The sequence below is a fragment of the Candidatus Pelagisphaera phototrophica genome (assembly GCF_014529625.1).
GTDB lineage: Bacteria > Verrucomicrobiota > Verrucomicrobiia > Opitutales > Opitutaceae > Pelagisphaera > Pelagisphaera phototrophica.
The window spans coordinates 1,288,939-1,308,431 of the sequence record NZ_CP076039.1 but is presented as its reverse complement, the minus strand read 5'-3'; the positions used below and the strand labels follow the sequence as shown (position 1 = coordinate 1,308,431).

The 19,493-nt window shown below is 48.2% G+C and carries 21 protein-coding genes; 8 read left to right on the top strand and 13 right to left on the bottom strand.

The features are described from left to right. The first annotated feature begins 27 nt into the window (after window positions 1-27). Both GA004_RS05675 and GA004_RS05670 read left to right on the top strand, forming a co-directional pair. On the top strand, window positions 28-3,234 hold the full coding sequence (locus tag GA004_RS05675; RefSeq protein WP_283396339.1) for a ribonucleoside-diphosphate reductase subunit alpha: 3,207 nt from the start codon (window positions 28-30) through the stop codon (window positions 3,232-3,234). A gap of 391 nt (window positions 3,235-3,625) precedes the next feature. Further along, window positions 3,626-4,282 (top strand): hypothetical protein, encoded by a 657-nt coding sequence (locus GA004_RS05670; protein WP_283396338.1) that lies wholly within the window; start codon window positions 3,626-3,628, stop codon window positions 4,280-4,282. 331 nt (window positions 4,283-4,613) lie between these two features. Here the strand turns inward: GA004_RS05670 and GA004_RS05665 are convergent, their stop codons facing one another. The 5 genes from GA004_RS05665 to GA004_RS18145 form a co-directional block, all read right to left on the bottom strand. Continuing rightward, window positions 4,614-5,489 (bottom strand): alpha-1,2-fucosyltransferase, encoded by an 876-nt coding sequence (locus GA004_RS05665; RefSeq protein ID WP_283396337.1) that lies wholly within the window; start codon window positions 5,487-5,489, stop codon window positions 4,614-4,616. After that, window positions 5,483-6,253: a family 6 glucosyltransferase gene (locus tag GA004_RS05660; protein ID WP_283396336.1), complete on the bottom strand. Its 771-nt coding sequence runs from the start codon at window positions 6,251-6,253 to the stop codon at window positions 5,483-5,485. The genes GA004_RS05665 and GA004_RS05660 overlap by 7 nt, the downstream gene beginning before the upstream one ends. An 89-nt stretch (window positions 6,254-6,342) precedes the next feature. Then, entirely contained in the window at window positions 6,343-7,176 is an 834-nt protein-coding gene (locus tag GA004_RS05655) for a glycosyltransferase family 2 protein (protein ID WP_283396335.1), read from the bottom strand. 91 nt (window positions 7,177-7,267) lie between these two features. Continuing rightward, window positions 7,268-7,465, bottom strand: coding sequence for a transposase (locus GA004_RS05650; protein WP_283396334.1), 198 nt, complete (start codon window positions 7,463-7,465; stop codon window positions 7,268-7,270). A gap of 62 nt (window positions 7,466-7,527) precedes the next feature. Further along, window positions 7,528-7,644, bottom strand: a complete 117-nt coding sequence (locus tag GA004_RS18145) for a hypothetical protein (RefSeq protein WP_425492926.1) — start codon at window positions 7,642-7,644, stop codon at window positions 7,528-7,530. A gap of 103 nt (window positions 7,645-7,747) precedes the next feature. Here GA004_RS18145 and GA004_RS05645 point away from each other — a divergent pair, with 103 nt between their 5' ends. Beyond that, the gene (locus GA004_RS05645) at window positions 7,748-7,930 is read left to right on the top strand and encodes a hypothetical protein (RefSeq protein WP_283396333.1); all 183 of its coding nucleotides are present in this window, start codon (window positions 7,748-7,750) and stop codon (window positions 7,928-7,930) included. Between the two features lie 168 nt (window positions 7,931-8,098). Here the strand turns inward: GA004_RS05645 and GA004_RS05640 are convergent, their stop codons facing one another. The 4 genes from GA004_RS05640 to GA004_RS05625 form a co-directional block, all read right to left on the bottom strand. Then, window positions 8,099-8,455, bottom strand: a complete 357-nt coding sequence (locus tag GA004_RS05640; RefSeq protein WP_283396332.1) for a hypothetical protein — start codon at window positions 8,453-8,455, stop codon at window positions 8,099-8,101. Window positions 8,456-8,509: 54 nt separating this feature from the next. Then, window positions 8,510-8,662: an HpcH/HpaI aldolase family protein gene (locus GA004_RS05635; protein WP_283396331.1), complete on the bottom strand. Its 153-nt coding sequence runs from the start codon at window positions 8,660-8,662 to the stop codon at window positions 8,510-8,512. A gap of 380 nt (window positions 8,663-9,042) precedes the next feature. After that, a complete protein-coding gene (locus GA004_RS05630; RefSeq protein ID WP_283396330.1) occupies window positions 9,043-10,197 on the bottom strand; it encodes a hypothetical protein in 1,155 nt (384 codons plus the stop codon). Continuing rightward, window positions 10,187-10,945 carry a BUD32 family EKC/KEOPS complex subunit gene (locus tag GA004_RS05625; RefSeq protein ID WP_283396329.1) on the bottom strand — a complete coding sequence of 253 codons (759 nt, stop codon included), beginning with the start codon at window positions 10,943-10,945 and terminating at the stop codon, window positions 10,187-10,189. Before GA004_RS05625 ends, GA004_RS05630 begins: the two co-directional genes overlap by 11 nt. 227 nt (window positions 10,946-11,172) lie before the next feature. Between GA004_RS05625 and GA004_RS05620 the strand changes: the two genes are divergently transcribed. Further along, a complete protein-coding gene (locus tag GA004_RS05620; RefSeq protein WP_283396328.1) occupies window positions 11,173-12,903 on the top strand; it encodes an ABC transporter ATP-binding protein in 1,731 nt (576 codons plus the stop codon). A gap of 448 nt (window positions 12,904-13,351) precedes the next feature. On the opposite strand, the gene GA004_RS05615 is transcribed toward GA004_RS05620, so the two are convergent. Together GA004_RS05615 and GA004_RS05610 are read right to left on the bottom strand one after the other, a co-directional pair. Then, entirely contained in the window at window positions 13,352-13,984 is a 633-nt protein-coding gene (locus GA004_RS05615) for a transglycosylase SLT domain-containing protein (protein WP_283396327.1), read from the bottom strand. Between the two features lie 3 nt (window positions 13,985-13,987). Then, entirely contained in the window at window positions 13,988-14,236 is a 249-nt protein-coding gene (locus tag GA004_RS05610) for a DUF350 domain-containing protein (RefSeq protein WP_283396326.1), read from the bottom strand. Window positions 14,237-14,752: 516 nt separating this feature from the next. Between GA004_RS05610 and GA004_RS05605 the strand changes: the two genes are divergently transcribed. Continuing rightward, window positions 14,753-15,415, top strand: coding sequence for a 3-keto-disaccharide hydrolase (locus tag GA004_RS05605; protein ID WP_283396325.1), 663 nt, complete (start codon window positions 14,753-14,755; stop codon window positions 15,413-15,415). Window positions 15,416-15,546: 131 nt separating this feature from the next. On the opposite strand, the gene GA004_RS05600 is transcribed toward GA004_RS05605, so the two are convergent. Together GA004_RS05600 and GA004_RS05595 are read right to left on the bottom strand one after the other, a co-directional pair. After that, the gene (locus tag GA004_RS05600) at window positions 15,547-16,926 is read right to left on the bottom strand and encodes a hypothetical protein (protein ID WP_283396324.1); all 1,380 of its coding nucleotides are present in this window, start codon (window positions 16,924-16,926) and stop codon (window positions 15,547-15,549) included. Window positions 16,927-17,274: 348 nt separating this feature from the next. After that, complete coding sequence (locus GA004_RS05595; RefSeq protein WP_283396323.1) at window positions 17,275-17,484, bottom strand: hypothetical protein; 210 nt, start codon at window positions 17,482-17,484, stop codon at window positions 17,275-17,277. On the opposite strand from GA004_RS05595, the gene GA004_RS05590 reads away from it, so the two are divergent. The 3 genes from GA004_RS05590 (at window position 17,483) to GA004_RS05580 (ending at window position 19,456) form a co-directional block, all read left to right on the top strand. Then, window positions 17,483-17,863 (top strand): right-handed parallel beta-helix repeat-containing protein, encoded by a 381-nt coding sequence (locus GA004_RS05590; RefSeq protein ID WP_283396322.1) that lies wholly within the window; start codon window positions 17,483-17,485, stop codon window positions 17,861-17,863. The genes GA004_RS05595 and GA004_RS05590 overlap by 2 nt on opposite strands. A gap of 9 nt (window positions 17,864-17,872) precedes the next feature. Beyond that, entirely contained in the window at window positions 17,873-18,400 is a 528-nt protein-coding gene (locus GA004_RS05585; RefSeq protein WP_283396965.1) for a NosD domain-containing protein, read from the top strand. 123 nt (window positions 18,401-18,523) lie between these two features. After that, window positions 18,524-19,456, top strand: coding sequence for a dihydrodipicolinate synthase family protein (locus GA004_RS05580; protein ID WP_283396321.1), 933 nt, complete (start codon window positions 18,524-18,526; stop codon window positions 19,454-19,456). The last annotated feature ends 37 nt before the right edge of the window (window positions 19,457-19,493 follow it).

The window sequence follows — 19,493 nt, the reverse complement described above, 5'->3', positions numbered from 1 at the left end:
ATACAACCACCTGCCGCATCTAAAACTATGATCAATCCCACCCTCGAAGAAGACATCGCTCTAAAGCGCCTTGTATCCGTTTCCCGTGAAAAGAAACTGGGATACAATTGGCGTGCTGAAAGTAGCGACGTAGACGAATCGGAAAAATCCAAGATTCACGTCGTTACCCACGAGGGCGAAGCCACTTTCGATCAGAACGAGATTATGGACACCATAGGCAACGCTTTGGCCAACGTGCTTTTGTCCAAAAACGAGAAAGACATTTTTACCGACAAGAACCGGGATTGGGTACAAATTGTCGCTACGCAGGTATGCGAAAAGCTTGAGGCAAAGTCCGCTTCGACTCGGGAGACGCGTTTTGGATTGGGTGAACTTTACGATGTTATTGAACATACGCTGGTAGAGAATGACGCATATGATGTAGCCAAATGCATGCTAATGAACCGCCAACGCAAGATCGCCACGGAGCAAAACACTGGCCTGAAAACGCTTCGATTGATCCGCCGCAACGGGCAGGTCGTGCCCTGGAAGGAGCAAAAGATCGAAATCGCCGTTCGCAAAGCCTTCCTCACATTGGAAATGAATTCCGAGCCGTCCGTCGCGGTGGCCCGCGGCATTACCGAACGCCTCGAAGCTACTGGTCAAGCCTTCGTGCAAATCGAGGAAGTCCAAGACATGGTTCAAGAAGAGCTCATGCGCCAAGGCCATTTCAAAGTAGCCGAACACTACATTCTTTATAGAGCGGAACGCCGGTCCTTACGCGAGGCGGAGGCCCTCCAGGGCGTAGACACGCCGGAGCAAAATTCCATGATCGTCGTCAAAAACGACGATGGCTCCACCTATTTCTGGGACGGCGTTGATCTCAAAAAGCGAATCGACTTCGCCATGATCGGGCTCGATCTCTGCCTCAGTTTCGAGGAAATCGAGGCCGAGCTCCGTCGCTCCATCTTCGACGAGATCAGCGAGGATGGCCTACAGAAGACCGTCACTCTCAACGCCCGAACCTTGATCGAGCAAGACGCGGACTTCGCCAAGTTCGCCGCCCGGATCCAACTCTCTTATATCTATGAAGAGGTGCTCGGTTGGGACATTGTTAAAGACGGCGTACGAGCTCTCAAAAGATTTCACCAAAAGAAATTCAAGGAGTACGTCAAATACGGCACTAAAATCGGTCGCCTCAACGACAAGATCAAAGACTACAACATCGACGAGCTCGCTAAGACGCTCGACCCTTCTGCCGACCTCGAGCTCGACTACCTCGGTGTACAGACCTTGTACGACCGCTACCTCATCATCGATAAGACTAATGGCCTCTCTAACCAGCGTCGTATTGAGACGCCCCAGTTCTTCTGGCTGCGCGTCGCCATGGGACTCTTCTCCGCAGAGGAAGAGAAAGAAGTAAAGGCCAAGGCCCTCTACAAACTCTACAAGAGCCGTCGCTTCTGTTCGTCCACTCCCACTCTTTTCAATTCTGGCACCTGCCACTCTCAGCTCTCTTCCTGCTACCTCTACTACGTGGATGATTCCATCGAGGGCATCATGCAGCGCGGCATCGCTGAAAACGCCTACCTCTCCAAATGGGCAGGTGGACTCGGCGGCAGTTGGACCGCCGTTCGCGGAACGGGCAGCCACATTTCCGGCACTAACGGCGAAAGCCAAGGCATCGTTCCTTTCCTAAAGCTGCACAACGACCTGCTCATCGCGGTAAACCAAGGCGGCAAGCGCCGTGGCTCCGGTTGTGCGTACTTGGAAACGTGGCACAACGATCTCTACGATTTCCTAGAGCTCCGCAAGAACACAGGTGACGACCGTCGCCGCTGTCACGACATGAACACAGCCAACTGGATTCCCGACTTGTTCATGAAACGTATGGAGGAACGCGGCGAGTGGAGTTTCTTCCGCTCCAGCGAGGCTCCCGATCTCCACGACGCCTATGGCAAGGACTTCGAAGAGAGGTACACCGCCTACGAAGCCAAAGCCCTCGGGGGTGAAATGTGGTCCAAGACCGTTCCCGCTATCGAAGTGTGGAAACTGATGCTCCGCATGATTTTCGAGACCGGCCACCCATGGATCACCTTCAAGGATCCTTGCAACGTCCGCTCACCACAAGACCACTTCGGCGTGGTCCATTCGTCCAACCTCTGTACCGAGATTACGCTCAACACGAGCAACGATGAAACCGCCGTGTGCAACCTCGGCAGCGTCGTCCTCGACCAGCACTTGGACAAGGACGGCAACATCGACCACAAGAAGCTCAAAGAAACGGTCCACACCGCTATCCGGGCGCTCGACAACGTGATCGACATTAACTTCTACCCGACCGAAGCAGCCAAACGGTCCAACCAGGCCCACCGTCCGATCGGACTCGGCGTCATGGGACTGCAGAATGCCCTCTACATTCGCAACATTCCTTTTGCTTCCCAGGAAGCCGTCGAATTCAACGACGAGGCCATGGAGGCCATCGCCTTCTACGCTATCGAAGCGTCCAGCGACTTGGCAGCCGAGCGCGGCGCATACCAGAGCTACAAAGGCTCCAAGTGGGACCGCGGGCTCCTTCCGCAAGACACTCTCGACCTTCTCGAGGAAGAACGGGGCGCAGTCGTGGATGTGCCACGGGGCGGCAAGCTCGACTGGACTCCCATCCGCAAGAAGATCGCCAAGCACGGCATTCGCAATTCCAACGTCATGGCCATCGCCCCTACGGCGACCATTTCGAACATCACTGGCACCTCCCCTTGTATCGAGCCTTCCTACAAGAACCTCTTTGTTAAGAGCAACCTCTCCGGAGAATTCACCATTCTCAACCAGCACCTCGTTCGCGACCTCAAAGCCCGCGGCCTCTGGAACACGGACATGCTTAACAACCTGAAGTACTTCGACGGCGAGCTCGACGAGATCGAGGAAATCCCTGAAGACCTCAAGCTCAAATACAAGACCGCCTTCGCCGTCGACTACAGCTGGCTTGTATTGGCCGCCGCACGACGCCAGAAATGGATCGACCAAAGCCAATCGGTGAACCTCTTCCTCGCTACGCCAGACATGAAAACACTGTCCCACATGTATCGTGCCGCCTGGAAGCATGGACTCAAGACCACCTACTACCTCCGCACCCTCGGAGCCTCCAACATTGAGAAAGCCACCATTGGAGCCAAGAAAGACCTCCGAGGTGTAGTCGCCTCCTCCCAGGCTAAACAAACCCCGGAAGAACCGGAAGTTTGCGAGAGCTGTCAGTAAGACAGCGAACATTGTACCGAGGGCTTTTGGGACGCGACACCCGAATATTAGCAGCAGCGAATACAAAGGCATTCTGCCAATAACTCACAATCTAGAGGGCCATCGGTACCGCGAGAAGCAGTCACGACACTCGACTTCGAATGAAAATGAGAACAAAGACAGTTTGCGAGAGCTGTCAATGAGGTAGGGCTTTTTCATTACTCTGGTTAAACTTTCTCCATTAATCCTCATGACCTCCTCTGATTGCGATCGTGGGAGTTCCCAAACTACCAAAAAGAATCGAGTTTGTCAGCCCATTCTGATTTCAACACCGCCTACCTAGATCATTTATCCAACTGGGATACTTCTTTAAAAAAGAACAAACGGCTCCGAAAAACGAAATGAACAAACTATGCTAGCAATACTAAAAGCACGAATTAACTATTTTGTATACCCCCCGATCATTCAGTTCAGCCCCCCCCGCACTGGCAGTACTCTGCTATGGAACACCTTGAGGGTATGCTTTCCTGAAAGGGAGGTCAAAAAGGTGCACCGTCTATCTAAATTTGAAAAGAATTACCGTTCGGCTCCTGTCGTAGCATCGATTCGGAATCCCTTGGACTCCATTTCTTCGTCGATTCAGCGATATGGTAAGGATCCTACCGATGAGGTGATCAAAGAACAAATCCAGGAATATGAGAAGGAGGGGATGTGGGATATTCTCGAAATCAAAAATAAGTCTAATGTTAAGATCCTGAAGTATGCTGACTTCGCTTTTAATTTTAGCCTGATGTTTTCAGAACTTGAAGAATTTTTCGGGAAGAAGATTGATGCAGAACTAAAAAAGCACGTGGTGAAAACATACTCGATCAACAAGGTGAAAGAGAAATCATATGACTACGGAGAGTTTTCAAACTACGACAAGGAGGATCATATTCATGGCAAGCACATCTCGAAGTACTCGGGGGCGTCCGGATATTACAGTGACTTCCTGGAGCGCGATCAGATTGAAATGGTGTATCGCCATTTTAAGGATGTCTTCGATGCTTTTGGCTACGAGATCGACTAGGTTGAGTATGGGGTGGACCCTGAATGCTATCATCTACGCCCTGACTAACGGTAGGGTCATTTCGCCGAAATGACGGGGCGGTAGCGGGCTCAAGCAATTTGGGGACACCTTGAAATTCGAGGCCTCCGTTTCCCGCCGGTCGTTCTGGCAAGACGACCCTACCGCTTGGAAAAATCGCCAGTGGGCGTATTTACGAGGATCGATCAGCGAGCAGCACCGATGACCTCAAACCTAGAATTCATATTTGAGATGCTTGATATGGTTTTTGAAAACGGTTATAGGTAAGGAAATAAATTTTTTCTATTTGATTCGGAGGGGATGTATGACGATTTCACAAGACTCTCCAAGTCGGAGGGATAAGGTCTGACGTATTAATTTCTAAATCAGTAAACCATTTGGATGGAGCTAATACAATTTTTTTTCTATTTCTATTTAACCAAGCTCCCCACCAACTAAAAGTGCTGTTTGCTATAATATTGTGTTTACAATAACTCATAAGAAACATCTCTTCATAATCTGCGGTTTCTTTAGGTAATTTGACAAATGTACTGTCCTTCAAAAATGAGAAGTTTTCGATAGCCCAGTCAAGATCATCACTAAAAATAAAAAAATATGGTTTTAACACATCATCTTTGATAACTTTGATTGCAGCTTTATAATAATCAATCGAGCATAATCCGTGTAATTTATTTGCGTTAACATTTGTAATATAGTCACCACGACGAATATGTAAACTAACTGCATTACAGGAGGAAATCTCATTTTTATACGTAAGTGCAGCATTACAAAGTGAATTCTTGGGAATAAATTCAGTGCTTATTTTGTCCCAATAATTTTCAAAGTACTTATAACTTTGCCAGTATCCTGAAAGATAAGCATTATTTTTATTTTCAAGGGCTAGGGGAGCATAGTGGAAGTTTTCTTCAGGGATAAATGATTTTCCGTAGCGCGGCCGTTTTTTACGATTTGCCAAACAAATCCTTTTCAATATTGATAGTCTCGAGTATTTAATTCTAATAATATCTATACGAGTAGCTAAAACCCCGTTAATACAAAAGTTTGATAATTCATATTTTCTAAGTCCACCAGTTTTAAATTTGGTAACATCGTATTTTACATCAACACCATTTTCCAAACCTACTGCTCTTCCCATAGAATACTGAAAAAGTTGATTTCCAAGGCCACCGAATATTTTTACAATTACCATTTATACACCTTTTTAATAAATTCACGAAAGCATTTTTTATTTCTAAGAAAATCGTGCCCACCATAATTGTCTTTGTCACGAATAATAATTTTGGGACTAAATGGAAGATTCCACCCCTCAGGATAACCGTATGATGAATCCAGAAGCTTAACGCAGCTTTCAAAATTTGTTGCATAGCGATTCAAATGTGATTCATCATGCCAGCGAGCAATAACATTATTAGTCTTATCAATTTCGATACGACGATCAAGCTCATAAATTAATTCCAAATAATTCTTGGCTAAGCCTCCATTCAAACCTCCCATTACATACACCGATCCTTCATCTGCAGGAATATACGCTAATGATTTATCGTTTTCTTCATAGGTGAAATCCTTTCGAGATTTCTGATAGAATCCGGGATGTTGCACCATAAGTAGGGGTTTCTCGACCGTCGGAAGTATTTCCTCATCAACAGCCTCAAGAAAAAGCATATTGGCATTGAAGAAGTAGATATAGTCCATCCCTTTTAATTGATCACGTATTGTTTTGAAAATCCGAAACCTGTCCAAGGTGGGGTATGGCCACGCAAGAGGTTTTTGGTATATCTTACGTATATTTTTAGATTGTTCTCCAAAAATGTGATCCGCATCAGTAAAAACAAAATAATGTTTTTCATAATCTAAATTTTCGAGAAAATAAGATTCCGCACTTTTATAAAATTTTTCCCAAAATATTTTGTAGTGTCCCGTACAAATATATAATATTGATACCTTTTTTTTCATTATTTCCTAACTTTACTATATTTAAAACATATGGCTTTAACAATAAACTTTTATATGAATAAGTGCTTTCTTCAGTGCTGTACGCCTCTTCAAATTGTTCTAGTTTTTGATTTTTTATTTTTTTTAACTAATTCACGTATTCGCTGCTTTAAATAAGGTTTTTTTAAAATTCGTTTTATTATCTTTAGCCTAAAGTTCCATTTTTCACCTGTTAATTTCCCTGTTCTTTGAAAGCATTCTCTGAAAACTCTATTATCCAAAATAATTGGATCTGAACATACAATATCTCCTCTTAGGCTATCTGCCACTTCATCCCTATATTGAGTTAAAGCGTCATCTAAATAGTAAATATCCGTAAGCATTGACGATGATAGCCATAATACATAATCTTCGATACCTCTGTATTCAAACTCCTCTGGAAAAACGCCAATTTGGGCAATAATACTTCGATGAATCAACATTGAACTACAAATTACACGATTCACTTCCAGCATGTCGGTAAAACTCAAACGGCTATTATGGCTTTGAGGAAAGTAGAAATTATCTTGAATCGTATTATTTTTAACGACCTTCGAATTTGTACAAACTGCTTTGACGTTATAATCGTTAGCCGCTTTAAGCTGTTTTTCTAATTTTTCTGGCTCCCAAGAATCATCACTATCAAGAAAGGCTAACCATTCACTTTTCGCTGCTGCTATACCATTATTTCTAGGTACTGCAGGGCCTCCGCTATTCTTCCCTGCAAGCCATTTTATCCTAGCATCTTGAAACTCTTTTACGAGATGATGGCTTCCATCAGTCGAACCATCATCACAAATGAGTAGTTCAAAATTCTTAAATGTCTGATCTAAAACACTCTGAATTGTACACCGTAAATGAGCCTCGCGGTTATAGGTAGGGATAATGATAGAAACATGGATCATGCTAAAATAAATTGGTTCTACTGGGTTCTGCGTGTGCTTATAGCGATGTTTTGCGATAAAGTCAACGAATTCGGATACAGATCCAAGCCTCCTAAGTGGAAGTATATATCGTTTTGAAGCGTTTCCGGTCGCGATAGCCGAACGCTTTCTTTATCAGCCCTTGTATTCGCGAGTTGAGCCCTTCGATCGGGCCGTTGGATATGTTGTGGTCGAAGTAGTTGAGGATCTGGCCGAGGTGGAGCTTACACATTACTACCATTTTCTCCACGGCAGGCAGACTGTAGCGCATCGCCCATTAGTACCAAAGCTTGAAGCCTACCGCGCCTTCCTACGATACGAACTGCCTAGGAACTACCTGAACACTTCCTCTATCGACCATGCCCGACCTGTTTTCAGACTCAAATCCTTCAAGGCCTCGAAGCGCTCTAGATGCGACGCCTCGAGGTTCTCCTCGCCGCAGAGCCACAGCTGCCGGGTCTCGGAAAGCCGCCTGTCTTTCGCCTGCGTCAACTCGGCGTGCTCGCACTTTAGAGTCGAGGTGGTGCTAGCGACGGGTATTCCATTCGTGAATATGGACGCCCTCGCGAGCGTCGGGGCAAACCCACACCGTCTTCTTGCAGCGCACCTTTACCAGCACCTCCATGGCCCTCTTGTCCAACTGGACGAGTTCGACTTCCCAAGGGCTTTCCAGCCCCAGCAGCTCAGAGTAAAACTTAGATTCAGTCTTTGCTTCACGATGGACCAGTCCTATTAAAAATCACACCCTAAACCCAGTAGAGCCAAAACTTTTCTCAAACTTAGATAAATATAACAATATGAGCATTCATTCTCCTCCAATGATAGCACCAAGCAGGGAACAATACATGATTGGGTAACACAAGAGCGAAACGAATATCAAATACTTGAGGATATCAATACGAAGTCAGGCTTCACCTTTCTTTCTTTCCAGTGCCTCAATCAGCAATTTAGCATTTCGAATGTTTGCCTTAAAGACGACATCGAGAATATCGTCCAGCGCCTCTATCGCCGGAACGCTATAGATATTGATAATCAACAGTCGCTCGTTGGCGTCCTTATTCATGAATCGTTCGAGATCAGGCTCTAACACCTCGCCCGCCAGAATTCCATCGAGCTTCCGTCCTTTAGTAAGAAGCTTTTTCACCGCTCCTCTAAGCGCCCGAACGTAGTCTACAGACTCCATGTACGGAGCAACAGCGCCCGCCGCGCCTCCGTCGATCGCCATGGTCCCAGCGAATGGATCTGGAGCAGGGATTCGCACCTTCGGCGGCAAGCCAATCGCCGCGTAGGCCTAGTACATCCAACTCAATTCCGATCAATCGAGTGCGATGTGTTCCGCATCGATGAATACAAAGTCCAAACCACAGCCTCGAATAACATCGAGCCACTGGGGCGACGAAGACACAATAAGCGTACCGAATACCGGTTCCCGGCCAAGCAGGCGTTGTCGCAATTCGCTGGAGGTCATTTTTCGGGTTTCAATTTGCCATACAGAATTTACGTGCGGGAACGTGTATCCCTCCCGCTATCCCAAACCGCCCGATATTCTCTTGGAGCGATATCAAAGAGCGTCGGATGTGAGTTTTTGACCTCAGCAAGAAAGAACGTCTTTTGCTCGCTCCATTCGCCGCCGACTACCTTGGTTTTGTATCGCAAGGAAGTGCGGCCTCAGTTGAGAAAGCCTGGCCAACTTAGGTCGCACTGTGCCGGTCCGGCGCTGTACAAATAGATGTGCGTCCCGTATCCTGGGATTCGGAAAAGGAGCAGTTCCTTCACGACAAGGTAGCCAATCTCATCCTCGGCAACCCCGGTCGCGGTAAATGGCGAATCTGAGTTGCCCCAAATCGATTACATCATCGAACTAACCGAACTTCCTACAATTTTATTTCCCTCCAACTGATCTGAATCAGTCAAATTTTTCGTCAGTAATTTCTGGAATTGATAGTAGGCAGGACGATAGCGCAATTCGTTGTCATCGTTAACATCAATAAGGCCGTAGCCTCTTGAAATCAGTTGCCACCAATAGACTCGCTCGACGAATTCGCTTTGCCAAGCATCTTCGTAGTAACTATTTAAATACCCTGCTGCAGTCTCCTCATCAACACATTCCTTTCTTCCTGTGGGGGAATAGACACCTTGATCCTCTAAGGGCCAGTTAACTTCCGTTATCCACAAACGGCGACTCGACTTGTTGCTGCAAAGCACACAGGCGACAAAATGATAGATCTTCTGAGTGAGATTAAAGATAAGGAGCTGTCTATTTCGAGGACAGCCTCGCCGGTCAACGTAAAGTGCACAACCCGCCACATCCCAATTTATATCGTACCTGTGCAGCATCGAGCGGATGAAAGGAACCGGCTCAAAATCCAAAACACAGGGTCCGACGAACTGAATGCCGTGAAAGTTTGATCGGAGCTCTTCCGCAACACTGGCGAAGGCAAGAAACTCATCACAGCCGAAAAAGCCCCATTTAGAACGATTGATTCCTTGGCCAATTTGATAGCTCTTAATTCTGGGCCAAAAACGTTGCACAACCGTATTCAAATTTTTCCGCCATAAATCATGATCGAGAATATGCTCACGGTCTTGCATGGGACACAGGACAAATTCGCAGTTAGGGAGGGATTCCACAAAATCCCAATGCTCCTCCAATCGATCCATTTCCCAAATGGGAAAGCGAAGCAGTATCTGTTGCACCCCAAGCTTTTCGATTTCGTGTGCGACCCGAGGGCCATCGCATGAGTCCAGCCCCACCGCAATACCCATGAACTCTTGCGGAATTCTGCTGCGATATGTCCAATTCCTGGGGCGGAAACCCAAAGAGAGTGCTCCCTGAAAACCTACGATTGCAGGTAATGCCCCAATAGTGAATAGCACGGACTTAAAGTGAGACCACAGACAACACCGGATTCGCTCGAAGACCGTGTACCGATTCCGGACCGGATAAGGTTGCTCACTGAAGCCGTCCCATGAGCCCTGATTTACTTTATGTTTAGAGGCCAATTTTTCTCCTTAATGGTCGAGTTGCGTTTTTAATCCGCCACTTCAAGGCATAGCTTTGGCTGCGACGGCGATACGCCTTTTCCAATTCTCCAACCGGAATCCTTACGGATTCAGCATAGGTAGAGAGCATTGGCGACAGCAAGTCGTCAGGCAAATCGGCCTGAGCGAGAGAAGTGATGGCAGCCCGACGAGGCACTGGGCCAAAACGCATCCGATTGTTATCTACTATCTGGATGTCCCAGCCGCTGCTTTGTCTAGGCGTGTAGAGAAGGTTTCCGGGGGTAAGATCCAGATGCAGTATTTCCGCGCAATGCATCTTTGCGAGGGAATGCCCCAGCAGGCGGGCTTTTTCCTCCCTTTGAGGCAGGTGGAGCTGATGGAGTTTGCGAGCTTCGTGTTCGAAAGGAACAAACAGGCAGACGTAAAAGCTCTCGTTCAACCACTGACCTTCCCATGCTTCGAGCCAGGCGACCGGGGTTGGGCTACTCAGACCCGCTTGATTGAGGCGCTGTGTGTGCAAATAGGAACGTTTGGCTTTGCTATCCCAAATCCGATAGACTATTTTTTTCCAAACTCCATCGTTTGGGAATCGCTTCACAACGAGATCAACGCCCTCAAAACGGCACCGAAAGAGCTGGTTACGGCCACCTTGAAGCAAACTTTTCTCCGGAAATTGGGCAACTGCCTCCGGCAGGTCCTGAAGCCAACTCTGCCAGACAGGCTGGTCGTAAGAGTCGGCAATTTGCATTTTCAATGGCATATAGGTGGAAGACGAAGACCGAGAGGAGTGTCTTGAGGGGAATGGCCGTGCTCCCTTTAAGCGGTGACTCGAATTAAATAAGACGATCGGGGATGGTGAGAAAGTTGTGGGTCGTTTGGTAAATTGCAAGTGTATCAGAGCCTGGCTTCGGAAATTCTTCCGAGGGGCTTCCGCTATTGCACTCAGTCGGCTGACCCTCATTCTTACTACCCCACATGCTGCAGGACCTAAAAACATTCTACGCTCTTATTAGGCCATATCAGGGCAAAATATGGCTTTCGGCGATCTTTGGATCGATTGGGGGCGCCCTCACTGGAGCCGGTCTGACGAACGGGGTCGAAAGGCTATTTACGGGCATTTTCAGCGATGACCGGGCATTGATGCTAAACGAAATAATCCTCGTCGCCTCAATCTTTCCGGTCCTTTTCCTCATCATTGGAGGGTCAAATTTCTTGGGGGCCTACCTTCTCCAGTCAGCGGGCCTATCGGCTATCCGGGACCTTCGCATTCGAGTTTTCGACCGACTCCAGCTGCTGTCATTCTCGTACTTTCAGAAGAATTCCACGGGTGACTTAATCGCTCGTATTACAGGCGACACTCAGATGCTGCAGATCACCCTGAACTATGTCGCCCGCAAATTCATCACCCAGCCAGCGACCATCATAGGTGCTGCCTACTTTCTCACGCTCAAGGCCGTTCAAGACGAGGGGGTGCTCGAGATATACCTCTGCCTCGCAGCCCTGCCCATCGTCATTTTCCCAATACGTCACATTACCCTGAAACTCTCGCGAAAAGCGGTAAAGCAACAGGAAGAGTTTGGCGGCTTAACCCAGAATATTGCTCAAAATCTCAGCGCTGCTCGAGAAGTCCGTGCCTTCAACCTTGAGGAACGCGAGTCTACGCGTTTTCGCGATCGGGCAGCACAACTGTTCAAGGCACAAATGAAGGTCGTCAAATATGGATTTTCACTACCTCCCGTAATTGAAACCATTTCGTCAGTCGGCCTGTCTATCGCCTTCGTAATCGGGTACTTTCAGGGTGTCGCCGGCGGGGTGTTCACCGGCGTTTTTCTCGGACTCTACTTTTTGTATACAGCGATCAAAAATCTGGGGATGTTTGCGGCCGAGCTTTCCAAGGGGGCAGCTGCCTTGAGTCGGGTTGAGGAAATATTGAATGAGCCGATCGATGTCGTCGACAATTCTGGTGCAGCTCCCCTCAAATCGGTCAATGGAGAAATCCGATTCGAACACGTCGATTTTTCCTACGACTCCAATCCCGCGCTGCGTAGCGTGAACGCCCAGATCCCAGCCGGTTCTACCTGTGCCCTAGTCGGCCCAAGTGGATCCGGGAAAAGCACCTTCGTAAATCTGTTACCTCGCTTTTTTGACGTGGCGAACGGATCGATTTCGATCGATGGGAGAGATCTTCGCTCAGTCCCCTTAAGAGAGCTTCGCCAGCAAATCGCTCTGGTTTCCCAGGAACCGGTGCTCTTTGATGATACCGTAATGGAGAATATTCGTTTGGGGCGTCAGGATGCCAGCAATGACGAGGTCATGGCTGCCGCTGAAGATGCCTTCGCCGATGAGTTCATTCGATCGATGGATAAAGGGTATAACGAAATCGTCGGAGAACGAGGAGCTCGGCTTTCAGGCGGACAGCGCCAGCGTATTGCCATAGCCCGCGCTTTTCTGCGCGCGGCCCCGATCTTGATATTGGATGAGGCGACCTCAGCTCTGGATACAGAAAGCGAGGAGAAAGTTCAGCAAGCACTCCGCAAGTTAATAGTAGGGAAAACGGTCATCATAATCGCACACCGATTCAGTACGATCGACTCTGCCCAACAAATACTCGTTTTCGAAAACGGCCAAATCGTTGATTCAGGTTCTCACGATGACCTCATTGTCAAAAGCCCACTTTACCGACGTCTCTACAATAGGCAGGTCTAGGCGAGTGTCCAATAAGTATAAAAATAGGAGATTGCTCTGCTTGTCCTCAGGTAGCCAAACCAGGACTAGCCAATGCTGATGACCAAGGACAGTTAGCCCTACCTTTCGATTCATGCGAAATTTTCTTAGAGAATGGGTAGACCTTCCGAAAGCTCTGGATGTCACGGATTACTGGTGACAGTCTTTTCTCAATTAAAAAGTCTCAAGTATTCTTCCTTCCGCAGGTCGCAACCCGAGGACACGACGGTCCAGCGTTCCGGTAAGCGGCTTACCGAACCGTCGAGCCCTCCCTCTAATGCCAGAGCTTCCTCACCCAAACCCACACAGGGAAATGAACCACTAATTGGAAAACGCTCTAGGCTACAGGCAACCCCGTTCGAAGATCGCTAGCGCCCCAGCGGGCCAATACCGAACGTATTCAGCCTCTGAGGTCCAGTTCCACACCCTACTATCGCAAGATTTTGTAGTAGCGTTCCACATTCGCAACGTATTCAATCGTTTCCTTCGAGTGATTACCCGTTACCTGAGGAAGGCCGCGCTGAATACAGTCCCAGTACTTTCCATCGCAAAGGCCACCACTCCGTACCACTTTCTGGGCGCGGATAATACTCCCCGGTCCGGCATTGTAAGAAGCGAACATCAGTTTCAGAATCTCCCCGCTGCTCCGGCTTTCGGTCCATACATTGTAACACTTCATATTATACCAAATGCCCGCATGAATGTTGGACTTCGCATCATAAGGAGCATTCGGCAACCCCACTTCCTTTCGAATCTCCTGAAATGTTGCCGGCATCAACTGCATCAATCCCATCGCACCTGCCGCACTTTTGGCGTGAGGCTGCAAATTGCTCTCCTGGATACTCTGTGCCTTAAACCATTTCCAGGGCATTCTTCCGAAGTATGTACGGGTATACTTTCGGAAGATTTCGTCGTGCCGGCCTGTGAGGTCTCTCGAAAATTGGAGATCTTGCGCTCCCTCTCCCTGTTCGTCGTCACTTACCAAACTTTGCTCCGCTGCTTGCAATAGGGATATCAGAAAAACTAGGCTAGAAAAACCGAGGGCATAATTCCTTAGACCCATAGCTCAACGCATTGTGAAGCTCAGGAGCAGACAAACGGAAAGGAGGAAGAATCCCGCAAATATCGCGGCGGCAATATTGCCCTTTTGAATCTCCTTGAGAAAGTCGATTTCCTTAAATACATGCCCATCCACCAGCCATAGTATACCAACTGCGAGCAAAATCGTCAGGCAGGCGTAGAACACGTTTACGATCAGCGAAAAAAAACTGCTGAAGAATATGTCGAGAAAAGCCAGAACTGGAAGGATCATCATCGTTAACAAAGTCTGACTGCCTTGGTCCGCAAGACAAGATCGAATCTATCCTTGTGCAAACCGAGCAGGATAAGGCAAATTCCTCCATTACCCTCACGGCTTTCTAATCGTTCACTTAGGGAAACGCAGGCTCCAATCGCGACTGTGGAAGAACCGGGCTCAGATTAAGTATATCAAACGAACTCGAAGATTTTAAGGGAGCTAACTTGAACGTAAAATTGGAAAGAGGAGCTTCTTTCGAGTCACTATTCCTGTTGGTACACTTCAAGACAAAACAGCCCCACAAACACGCGAGAATTAACAGACGCAAAACTAAGAAAGTACCTTGCGGTTGGAATGAAACTTTTTTTCGTTAACAAGGCTAGGGCTCACGATTTGTCTCACTATCCTTTCTACATTAGACTGAAACATTTCTTGAAAATTTGAACGGTTACCCGCTTGCCAAGATTCCACTCACCTACCACTTTGATCGCCTAGCTTAACCCATTCAATTGAATCCTTAACCTTTTACGCTTTATGAAAACAACTTTAAGTCGCCTGATTCTTCTGTCTTTATGTGCCGCGGCCCCGTCGCTCCTCGCCGATTCCCATGGGGACCATGGCTGGAAGCCGCTCTTCAACGGCAAAACTCTGTCTGGCTGGGGCGTCGCTCAAGGCTACGCCAACTATTACGTGGAAGACGGGGCCATCCTAGGAAGAACCGCCGAAGGCAGCCCGAACACCTTTCTCACTTCCTACAAGCACTTCGGTGACTTCGAATTAAAGTTCCAAGTTAAGGTGGACGAGGGATTGAACTCTGGAGTCCAGATTCGCTCGCATAATCGCGAATGGGGCAGTCGCCGTTACTTCGGTCCACAGGTTGAAATCGAGACCAGTCCCGGGCAATCAGGCTTTATCTACGGTGAAGGCCTCAATACCGGCTGGATCTCGAAAGAACCGGGCGATGGAGCGAGCCACAATCACGTGAAGAACAATGATTGGAATGAATTCCACATCATTGCCAAAGGCGACACCATCACTACTTTCATCAACGGGAAACAGGTCACCAAGCTAAAACTTCCCGGCGGCATTTACCGCGAGTACCCCTCAGGCTCAATTGGTCTGCAGGTTCACGGCATAAAGGCCGGCACTGGACCCTTTGAAGTCCGCTGGCGCAATATCATGATCAAAGAGCTGTAGTAAAAGTGCGGCGTCCTAAGACTCTGTACCCATCAACCAGTCCGCTAGGCGTCAGCCTTCCTGCTGCCCTTGGCCGATCAGGGCACTACGCCATTGCAGCGACTCGCTTGGCGTATGAGGTTATTGAATCCTCAGTAAGATTCGGGATAATGCTTTTTATGGTATTCCATTATACCTTCCGACTGAGCCTTGAGGGCAGCTTTAATGTAGGACTCCGCAGGAACCCCACTCACTGCACTGATTACTTGCTCTACTATGTCACGCCCAACGGCCTTCTCTTTTAGTCCCGTCAACTGAATCCGGAGAATTTCTAAAAATTCGTCCCCATACCGTAAGTACGCATCTAACATGGCAAAACGAGCACCCGTAGGGCTATTGAAATTAAGCCGAACTTTTGGGTTCTTTCTCGCCTGGTGCGTTTCGCGTTCCTCACCCGGATGCCAGTTCAACGGGTCCATTTCCTCCCCTAGAAGATTTCGGCCTGACTCAAACCGTTGCACCACATAAAAATCGTATATCTCCTTCAACCCATACATTTGCAGTGCAACCACGTCATTTAGGAAATTGCAAATCGTCGGGTCGAACCAATCGCGATCCTTAACCCGATAGCTGCGATCTTGCAGGTGCTTATGCAATGTACCTGGAATTCTTCCCCTAAACCGCGTCGTACGCTTGGCGGCCCAAGAAAAGGGATCGTACAGGTAGCTGAGATTTTTCACGATTTGCTGCTGCAAGAGGTCATTCTGTTCCTGCGTGTCCCTTTCACTTGAAACAATAATCGGATAGCATACTTTGACTTCCTTAAAACTCGACGGGCTAATATTGGTCGGGAGCCCCTCGCTGATATGAAATCCATGATTCGTATCCAGGTTTAAACCCTGCCATTTGTTGATCCGCCTGAATCGATTGCGCGTGCGGACATTCACTTCCCATTCGGTCAATACACGACGTTCCCAGCTCAGGGTATCGGGGCTGAATCGAATGTTTTTCCCACGCTCATTTCCTCTTAAGGCGATCTCGCTTAACTCTTCCTCATGCCATACGACCAGTTCCTTGATTTGAAAAAACGGCTTTTCCCGAAGTCGAGCAAGGATCCTTCGCTCTTTCAAAAACCAGGACTCGTCCTCGACCTTAAAGTTCTTTATCCCAAAAGCCGCCGCCAATTCGCCAAGCCGCTTTGTGTGCTCTATCCCAATCGTCATTTGGTGTTCCATGTGCTTCAGCTCGAGGACAAGGAGCATGGTATGCAGACCCCCCATGATTTTGGGAAAGTTCGTGTTGACAGTCTTCACCACGTCATTCGCGCGATGATATTCCCTTCCGGTCATTCCGTCGATCACATCGATATCGCCTCCATACTTCGCGTAAGCCTCGAGTTCGATCAGAAAACTAGAGTCATTCCCCACTCCCGCTTCGGATAAAGCAGACTGAGCTCGAACGCAGTAGGGCAGAATAGCAGCGATTACTGCGGCAGCTATAATCCACCTAAAGAGATTGAAAAGAGTAGGCATTGTCAGTTGTCGAGCGGAAGGATGGTTAACCAGTGAACACAGTATAAGCGTAAGCACGCCTTTTTCCAGTAGCAAATCAATCTCTTTTTCGCGAGAGTGCCACCCCTACTCCCTCAATACTAGACAATGCCATTTTCCAATGCGCCGCAAAACCTAATTCAAAGTAACCGCGTATGCCAAACGCAAAAAGTGCAGGAAAGCTCTCATCGTTCAACCTCTCAAAGGAGTTTACCCCTTAGGGTCACCGATTGAAAAACCATCGAGGAGCACCCCAGGATTGACGATTCAAGAGTCCTTGAGCTTTAAACGACTACGAAAGGCCCCTCATTTTTCTTCTTTCTGGTCCTGCTAGTTCCCGTTCTTTCCGCCCAACCGGGAATCGTTCGATCTTCCAACCACGAGCACCTGCAAGAAGCCTTCGATGCAGTGCCCGAAACAGGCGGGATCGCTTAAATCGCTACCGGAACATACTAGTTGAGCGAGCCCCTTATTCCAAGTCGGGAGAATATTCGTATCGAAGGGGCTGGGCCTGCCACTCACTTCAATAAAAACGATCATGGCTAACCTACCCTACATATACGTCCGGATGGATACGAGGTCGATCCCAAGAAACGAATCTAGCGCGTGCAGCTCAGCAACTTCCGCATCAGCGGTAACCCGAAGAGCGGGATTGGCATGCACACTCAGGAGCCATCATGGGAACCACGGAATTCATCTCGACAATTGCTACGAAGACCCACGGGTGTCCGATTCCGTCATCAGCTACAATGCCAAGACCGGACTGAATATTACGGATTGCCACGACATCGTGGTTAGCGACAACCAGTTCGAGGAAAACGAGGACGCCGTCCACTATATCGACAGTTTCAATCTTTGCATGAACGCAAACAACTTGGATAATCATCTCCGCCATAGTGTGGTCATCGAAAACACATAAGGATCCGTTCTGTCCGGAAACATGATTGAAGAATGCCAAGGGGATGCGGTCATTCTGGACCGCGACTACTGCGGTATTACAATCAGTTACAATGTCATCGCCCACGAGTTCTCTAGGGGCATAGACCTAATCGACGCTCACGGCTGTACCCTTTCCGCCAATACCTTTGTAATCGTTCACAACTACGGTTTGAGAATCGGTCCGGACAGCGACCGGATCACCATCACCGGAAACAGCTTCGCCAACAGTTATATGGGTAACGGCAAAACCAAACGCCAAATCGAAACCGAAAATCTTAATCAGAAAGACGTAGGAACGGGTATCGTGCTGGATAACACCTCCAGCATAAACATCACTGGGAACTCGTTTCCCGGAATGACCGAAAACGCGGTGATAGGTCTCGGCCATTGCCGCCAAACCATCATATCCTCAAGTCTCGCAACGGACATCCACACGCAAAGCACAAAAAAACTGCCGGCCTTCAATTTGGGCGACCCTCACTACTCTAATCTGATTAAACACAATATCGTGCAGTGAAGGACGTTTTTTGATAGAAATTTTTCAGGCGTTACTACAGAGGCTTTTCGCTCTTTTGCTAAAGGTTTGCAATACCTCCACCCTTGACTCAAACGGAGGCTCCCCTTCGATGTCTCTCCCAAGATGAATAATTCAGCACTCCTCGAGGCCCTCGACTCCGTTACTACGATTCCCCCGATCGTCTATCGCGATGGACGCATCGACTATAACGCTCATCTAAAGAACATGAGCTACTTGATGAATCGCAACTTCCTTAGCGATGGGCGTAAACGAGTCATCTCCCTAGCGGGCACGAGCCTTATCAACCACGTCGGTTTGAATGATCAGTTGAAGCTCGTTGAGGAAACCGGTAACCTCATGAACAATAACGGAATCCTGATGTCGGCAATCGTGCCCAATCCTATTAGAGAAGTCGGAGACCTGATCGAAAAGCAAGCTGCTCTGCCCCGCCCCCCTGATCTCTACCTCATTATGCCTCTTGGTGGAATCTACAGCACAGAAGGGCTCTACGAAGGCTTGCTTGAATTCGCCAATCGATACGGCGAATCTTGTGGGGCTCGCTTCCTTTACTATTATCGCAACGAACGCGATCGAGACCAGATTGTGCGACTGATCAAGGATTCCCCACATATTATCGGTGTCAAAGTGGGCACCTTCGAAAAGGATGTCTCTTCCATGGTCGAAGATGTCGCCGATGACGGCATCGTTATCTGGGGAGTTGGAGACCGAAGCACAAAGGGAGCGCAACTCGGAACAAAAGGTCACACTTCAGGAATTTCCATTCTTTGCGCTCGAGCAGGCGACGAAATCAACAATGCCCAGCGTATCAAAGACTACGATACAGCCTTTTCAATTGAGGAAAAGGTAACGGCTTTCGAGGAGATTCGATTTGAAAATGGCCGTGCCTACAATTACTCCGCAGTCATCGAAGCCATGAAACTAAGCGGTTTCAACGACATCGATCCCGGCGAAGGCGGACCCTTTAACCCCTTTCCCCCTGCCGACGTCAGCAAACGCATCGCCACTGCGATCGAGGGCCTACTGGAGTACCACTGAGTTTGGTGGTGCTAGAGGTCGCGGGGTCACGAAGATT

What these genes read in the sequence shown, in the direction of transcription:
- GA004_RS05615 (WP_283396327.1), bottom strand. Translation starts at nt 13,984, where the DNA reads ATGGGTCTAAGGAATTATGCCCTCGGTTTTTCTAGCCTAGTTTTTCTG.
- GA004_RS05650 (WP_283396334.1), bottom strand. Translation starts at nt 7,465, where the DNA reads ATGCGCTACAGTCTGCCTGCCGTGGAGAAAATGGTAGTAATGTGTAAG.
- GA004_RS05660 (WP_283396336.1), bottom strand. Translation starts at nt 6,253, where the DNA reads ATGAAAAAAAAGGTATCAATATTATATATTTGTACGGGACACTACAAA.
- GA004_RS05600 (WP_283396324.1), bottom strand. Translation starts at nt 16,926, where the DNA reads ATGCCTACTCTTTTCAATCTCTTTAGGTGGATTATAGCTGCCGCAGTA.
- GA004_RS05580 (WP_283396321.1), top strand. Translation starts at nt 18,524, where the DNA reads ATGAATAATTCAGCACTCCTCGAGGCCCTCGACTCCGTTACTACGATT.
- GA004_RS05605 (WP_283396325.1), top strand. Translation starts at nt 14,753, where the DNA reads ATGAAAACAACTTTAAGTCGCCTGATTCTTCTGTCTTTATGTGCCGCG.
- GA004_RS05595 (WP_283396323.1), bottom strand. Translation starts at nt 17,484, where the DNA reads ATGATCGTTTTTATTGAAGTGAGTGGCAGGCCCAGCCCCTTCGATACG.
- GA004_RS05665 (WP_283396337.1), bottom strand. Translation starts at nt 5,489, where the DNA reads ATGGTAATTGTAAAAATATTCGGTGGCCTTGGAAATCAACTTTTTCAG.
- GA004_RS05645 (WP_283396333.1), top strand. Translation starts at nt 7,748, where the DNA reads ATGGACGCCCTCGCGAGCGTCGGGGCAAACCCACACCGTCTTCTTGCA.
- GA004_RS05670 (WP_283396338.1), top strand. Translation starts at nt 3,626, where the DNA reads ATGCTAGCAATACTAAAAGCACGAATTAACTATTTTGTATACCCCCCG.
- GA004_RS05610 (WP_283396326.1), bottom strand. Translation starts at nt 14,236, where the DNA reads ATGATGATCCTTCCAGTTCTGGCTTTTCTCGACATATTCTTCAGCAGT.
- GA004_RS05620 (WP_283396328.1), top strand. Translation starts at nt 11,173, where the DNA reads ATGCTGCAGGACCTAAAAACATTCTACGCTCTTATTAGGCCATATCAG.
- GA004_RS05635 (WP_283396331.1), bottom strand. Translation starts at nt 8,662, where the DNA reads ATGACCTCCAGCGAATTGCGACAACGCCTGCTTGGCCGGGAACCGGTA.
- GA004_RS05590 (WP_283396322.1), top strand. Translation starts at nt 17,483, where the DNA reads ATGGCTAACCTACCCTACATATACGTCCGGATGGATACGAGGTCGATC.
- GA004_RS05675 (WP_283396339.1), top strand. Translation starts at nt 28, where the DNA reads ATGATCAATCCCACCCTCGAAGAAGACATCGCTCTAAAGCGCCTTGTA.
- GA004_RS05625 (WP_283396329.1), bottom strand. Translation starts at nt 10,945, where the DNA reads ATGCAAATTGCCGACTCTTACGACCAGCCTGTCTGGCAGAGTTGGCTT.
- GA004_RS05655 (WP_283396335.1), bottom strand. Translation starts at nt 7,176, where the DNA reads ATGATCCATGTTTCTATCATTATCCCTACCTATAACCGCGAGGCTCAT.